General features: G+C 52.9%; 7 protein-coding genes and 1 pseudogene. 5 read left to right on the top strand and 3 right to left on the bottom strand.

The features are described 5' to 3' along the window. Both ACOTZF_RS25060 and ACOTZF_RS25055 read left to right on the top strand, forming a co-directional pair. On the top strand, positions 1–322 hold a 322-nt coding region (locus tag ACOTZF_RS25060; RefSeq protein ID WP_411660965.1), incomplete at its 5' end, for a mobilization protein. A gap of 6 nt (positions 323–328) precedes the next feature. Then, positions 329–544, top strand: a complete 216-nt coding sequence (locus ACOTZF_RS25055; protein WP_000137422.1) for an MbeD family mobilization/exclusion protein — start codon at positions 329–331, stop codon at positions 542–544. A gap of 533 nt (positions 545–1,077) precedes the next feature. Here the strand turns inward: ACOTZF_RS25055 and ACOTZF_RS25050 are convergent. The 3 genes from ACOTZF_RS25050 to ACOTZF_RS25040 form a co-directional block, all read right to left on the bottom strand. Then, positions 1,078–1,614 (bottom strand): DUF5384 family protein, encoded by a 537-nt coding sequence (locus ACOTZF_RS25050; RefSeq protein WP_053259013.1) that lies wholly within the window; start codon positions 1,612–1,614, stop codon positions 1,078–1,080. A 10-nt stretch (positions 1,615–1,624) separates the two neighbouring features. Further along, the gene (locus ACOTZF_RS25045) at positions 1,625–2,146 is read right to left on the bottom strand and encodes a glycine zipper 2TM domain-containing protein (RefSeq protein ID WP_053259012.1); all 522 of its coding nucleotides are present in this window, start codon (positions 2,144–2,146) and stop codon (positions 1,625–1,627) included. A gap of 266 nt (positions 2,147–2,412) precedes the next feature. Beyond that, a complete protein-coding gene (locus tag ACOTZF_RS25040) occupies positions 2,413–2,571 on the bottom strand; it encodes a replication initiation protein (RefSeq protein WP_079975676.1) in 159 nt (52 codons plus the stop codon). A 626-nt stretch (positions 2,572–3,197) separates the two neighbouring features. On the opposite strand from ACOTZF_RS25040, the gene ACOTZF_RS25035 reads away from it, so the two are divergent. The 3 genes and pseudogenes from ACOTZF_RS25035 to ACOTZF_RS25025 form a co-directional block, all read left to right on the top strand. Beyond that, the gene (locus ACOTZF_RS25035) at positions 3,198–3,542 is read left to right on the top strand and encodes a MobC family plasmid mobilization relaxosome protein (protein WP_053259016.1); all 345 of its coding nucleotides are present in this window, start codon (positions 3,198–3,200) and stop codon (positions 3,540–3,542) included. Continuing rightward, positions 3,481–4,212 (top strand): annotated as a pseudogene (gene mbeA / locus ACOTZF_RS25030) (plasmid mobilization relaxase MbeA); the annotation flags it as partial. The gene ACOTZF_RS25035 and the pseudogene mbeA, both read left to right, overlap by 62 nt. A 7-nt stretch (positions 4,213–4,219) precedes the next feature. Further along, positions 4,220–4,274, top strand: a 55-nt coding sequence (locus ACOTZF_RS25025) for an MbeB family mobilization protein (RefSeq protein ID WP_369879815.1), incomplete at its 3' end; no start/stop codon positions are given.

The raw sequence follows: 4,274 nt of genomic DNA, 5'->3' as shown, positions 1-4,274 counted from the left end.
GAGTATGAGCGAGGCGATGGAGAAAAACCGGCGGAGCGTACTGCGGACTGCCGGGCGGACATGGCTCACCATCCTGATGGTGTCAGCGCTGCTGATCGGCACGAGCGGGAGCATTCTGTGGTGGCAGGGGCAGCAGATAACCGACAATTACACGCATCTTCGTCAGCAGGAAGATACCCTGGCGAAAATGACCGCCCGGACGTGGGGAGTGCGCTATCAGGAGAGCAGCGACGGCCGGAGGTTTCTTATCCTGCCGCCGGGGATGCAAACCGAAGCCATCCCTTACGACGGGACGACATGGATCCGCCTGAAACAGGAGTAGCGGAAGATGACAGAGCTGGAAAAGCAGTTGCTGAGCGCATTAGAGCAGCTACAGCAGGACTACTCGCAAAGGCTGGACGAATGGGAGAGCGCCTTCGCGGAATGGCGGAGCATGTGTGGGCTTATGCAACGGGAGAACGCGGTGCTGAACGAGCGCGTGTCGGACTTGAGCACGCAGGTGCTGAGTTTAAGCGAGCAGCTGCGCCGCTTGTCCGGGAACTGAATGCCACCGAGTTCCGGCAGAGGGAGAGTGAGTATCAGAAAACACTGGAGCTGGAGCGCCAGCCGCAGAAAACCTACCGCGGGCCGACACTTTAAACCATCCAGGCAGCTGACAACCCGCACGAAGAGGGGCTTTTACTTCTCCCGCTAAATAGGTTCGTGATCAAAAAGATCACGGCCTATACCTGTGGGGGAATTATGAAATTGCTTAACGTCATTGAAGCTGTACTTAACTGCCTGTATCTGGCGGCCGGGCTGTGGGACTGGCTGGAGAAGCATTTACCTGTTTTTAAGGCGTTCGCGCTGATTTTAGTGTGACTTTACACGCCATGCATCTGGCTGCATGGCTATGCAGTCGGGTAAAATTTATCTGTCGCGATCGGGGTGGTTTACCGGGTGGGTTGTTGTTGTTTTTGGCTGACTGCCGCCCCGTTCGCGGCGAAGCTGTCCGGGGCGGTACGGCCAACGGATGTTATGGTAAATTACATCCGTTGTTAATTAAACTTGAAATCAACTTTAATTATAAAAATGAAGCTAGTTAAACCATCCTCCAGCTTCTTTTTCTCTGGCTTTCCCTTCGCTTTTCATTAAATCTTTCCCGCCTTCTGAAATATTTCTGTTTGAGTCGGCGTGAGATTGAATTACATCTGTTTGGGCTGCCTTGTTTTTTAACTCTTGGTCTATGAATTCATTTTCGCGTTTAACTCTTGCCTCTTCCCTGGCTAATGCTAACTTTTGTTTTTCGATTTCAAGCTTTCTTAGTTCATCTTCATATTTCTGATCTCTATTTTTATCGGCTTTGAGCTCAGCTTCGATTCTTTCACGGTGAGCTTTTCTCTCTGCAGAAGCTATGGCTGCTCTCCTGTTCGCTTCTGCTCTTGCTCTTTCTCTCCTTTTTTGCTCAAGCCGTTTGTTTTCCTCAATTTTTTCTCTCTGGATATCCATGAGTCTTTGCTCTTCAGCCTTCCCCTGCTGTTCAGCTTGAGCTACTGCGGATAATTGTTCTTGAAGTGAGTTTGCAAAGCTGCTTCCACTAAAAGAAAGGATGAGGGGTATAATGATTCTTTTCATCGTTTGAATCTTATTTTTTTACCGGGCATGTTGTGTTTGGTTGGATTCTTGTTTCATTATTTTTTGTGGAAATAACAACAGCTAAACCAGTAGTAAACTGACATGGTTTTCCTACTTGAGTTGATGTAAATACCTTTGTCCCTTCTTTATAAGTTAAAGAAACACCTTCAACGATAGATTTATCTTTGACTAATGTTCCTGCTGCGGCACCGACGGCACCACCGCCAACGGCTCCGGCTGTTGTGCCAAGTCCGCTACCACTTCCGACATTATGACCAGCCACACCGCCAACCACAGCGCCAAGGATTGCCCCAAAGGTTTGTGCAGCTTGTTTGTTTGCAGTGTTATCAACAGCAACCTTCGCAGGCAAAACAGAAATTATGTTTACAGTTTTCGTCTCCTGTTTTGCATTCAGTTGCCCTGCGTCATAAACGTCAGCAGCATATTGATCGGCATTGGATTGACAGCCTGATAAAGCGGTAATCGAGGCGGTTAGTAGGGCTATGCTTAACAGTGTTTTTTTTGAGCTCATGTGACTTCCTGTTTCTTAATGTAAAAAAACATTTTTAGGAATTATCCGTAAAAAGTAAAGGCTAAAGGTGGTGGTTGATTTTCCACTAAGATGAAGAACTTCTTGAGATTTCTTTGAGCAATGCGTAGTCTTTTGCTCTGTAAACAAAAAAACCGCCTGGGGAGGCGGTTTTTTCGAAGGTTAAGTCAGTTGGGGAACTGCTTAACCAGGTAACTGGCTTAAGTGGAGCGCAGATACCAAATACTGTCCTTACAGTGTAGCCGTAGTCAGGCCACCACTTCAAGACTCTCGATATCTAAATCCACTAATTCCCAGTTACCAATGGCTGCTGCCAGTGGCGCTTTGTCGTGCCTTTCCGGGTTGGAATCAAGTTGAAAGTTACCGGAGGAGGTGCAGCAGTCGGACTGAACGGGGGGTTCGTGCATACAGTCCAGCTTGGAGCGAACTGCCTTCCCGGAACCGAGTGTCAGGCGTGGAATGAGATAAACGCGGCCATAACAGCGGAATGACACCGGTAAACCGAAAGGCAGGAACAGGAGAGCGCACGAGGGAGCTACCAGGGGGAAACGCCTGGGATCTTTATAGTCCTGTCGGGTTTCGCCACCACTGATTTGAGCGTCAGATTCTGTGATGCTTGTCAGGGGGGCGGAGCCTATGGAAAAACGGCTCCGCCGTGGCCTTCTCGCTTCCCTGTTAAGTTTCTTCCTGGCATCTTCTAGGAAATTTCCGCCCCGTTCGTAAGCCATTTCCGCTCGCCGCAGCCGAACGACCGAGCGTAGCGAGTCAGTGAGCGAGGAAGCGGAATATATCCTGTATCACATATTCTGCTGACGCGCTGGTGCCACCTTTTTCTCCTGCTACATGACGCACTTTCATAAAGTGTTACTCCGCCGTAACATATTAAGCCAGTATACACTCCGCTAGCGCTACGTGACTGGTTCAGGGCTGCGCCCCGAAACCCGCCAAAAGCCTGACGCGCCTGCGGCTTGTCCAACCCCGCGCCGACCGGGAAAGGCTTTCCCGCCCGTCCCGGCGTTATCAGGAGGCCGGTTTGTCAGAGAAACGGAACAAGATGCTCACCATGTGGGTGACGGAGGACGAGCACCGGCGGCTGCTTGAGCGCTGTGACGGCAGGCAGCTGGCGGCGTGGATGCGGCAGACCTGCCTGGACGAAAAGCCGGCACGTTCCGGAAAGCTCCCCTCAATCTCGCCGGCGCTGCTGCGCCAGCTTGCCGGCATGGGCAATAACCTGAACCAGATAGCCCGCCGTGTTAACGCCGGCGGCGGCACCGGCCATGACAGGGTACAGATTGTGGCGGCGCTGATGTCCATCGATGCCGGGCTTGAGCGGCTGCGGCACGCCGTTCTTGAGAAAGGAACGGACGATGATCGTTAAATTTCATCCACGCGGTCGCGGCGGTGGCGCCGGGCCGGTGGACTATCTGCTGGGTAAAGACCGGCAACGTGAAGGCGCCAGCGTCCTGCAGGGGAAGCCGGAAGAAGTCCGGGAGCTGATTGACGCGTCGCCTTACGTAAAGAAATACACCTCCGGCGTCCTGTCGTTTGCGGAGGCCGATCTGCCTCCCGGCCAGCGGGAAAAACTGATGGCCAGCTTCGAGCGGGTTCTGATGCCCGGACTTGATAAAGATCAGTACAGCATTCTGTGGGTGGAGCACGAGGACAAGGGGCGTCTGGAGCTGAACTTTCTGATCCCCAATACCGAGCTGCTGACCGGCAGGCGGCTCCAGCCGTACTACGACCGCGCCGACCGGCTGCGTATCGATGCATGGCAGACCATCGTGAACGGCAGACTGGAGCTGCACGACCCGAACGCACCGGAAAACCGCCGGGCGCTGGTCACGCCGTCCGGACTGCCGAAAACGAAGCAGGAGGCCGCAGAAGCCATCACCCGCGGACTGCTGACCCTTGCTTCGTCCGGGGAGCTGAAAAACCGTCAGGACGTCACTGAGGCGCTGGAACGGTCAGGTTTTGAGGTGGTGCGCACCACGAAAAGCAGTATCAGCATTGCCGACCCGGACGGGGGGCGAAACATCCGACTGAAGGGAGCCATCTATGAGCAGTCTTTTAACGCTGGCGAAGGACTTAGAGCAGCAATCGAAAGCGCAGC

Source organism: Enterobacter cloacae complex sp. SHL021, from assembly GCF_049237765.1.
GTDB classification, from domain to species: Bacteria; Pseudomonadota; Gammaproteobacteria; order Enterobacterales; family Enterobacteriaceae; genus Enterobacter; species Enterobacter cloacae.
This window is presented reverse-complemented; position numbering and strand designations above follow the sequence as displayed.

Coding starts and splice junctions, on each gene's coding strand:
- ACOTZF_RS25055 (WP_000137422.1), top strand. CDS start 329: ATGACAGAGCTGGAAAAGCAGTTGCTGAGCGCATTAGAGCAGCTACAG.
- ACOTZF_RS25050 (WP_053259013.1), bottom strand. CDS start 1,614: ATGAAAAGAATCATTATACCCCTCATCCTTTCTTTTAGTGGAAGCAGC.
- ACOTZF_RS25045 (WP_053259012.1), bottom strand. CDS start 2,146: ATGAGCTCAAAAAAAACACTGTTAAGCATAGCCCTACTAACCGCCTCG.
- ACOTZF_RS25040 (WP_079975676.1), bottom strand. CDS start 2,571: ATGCACGAACCCCCCGTTCAGTCCGACTGCTGCACCTCCTCCGGTAAC.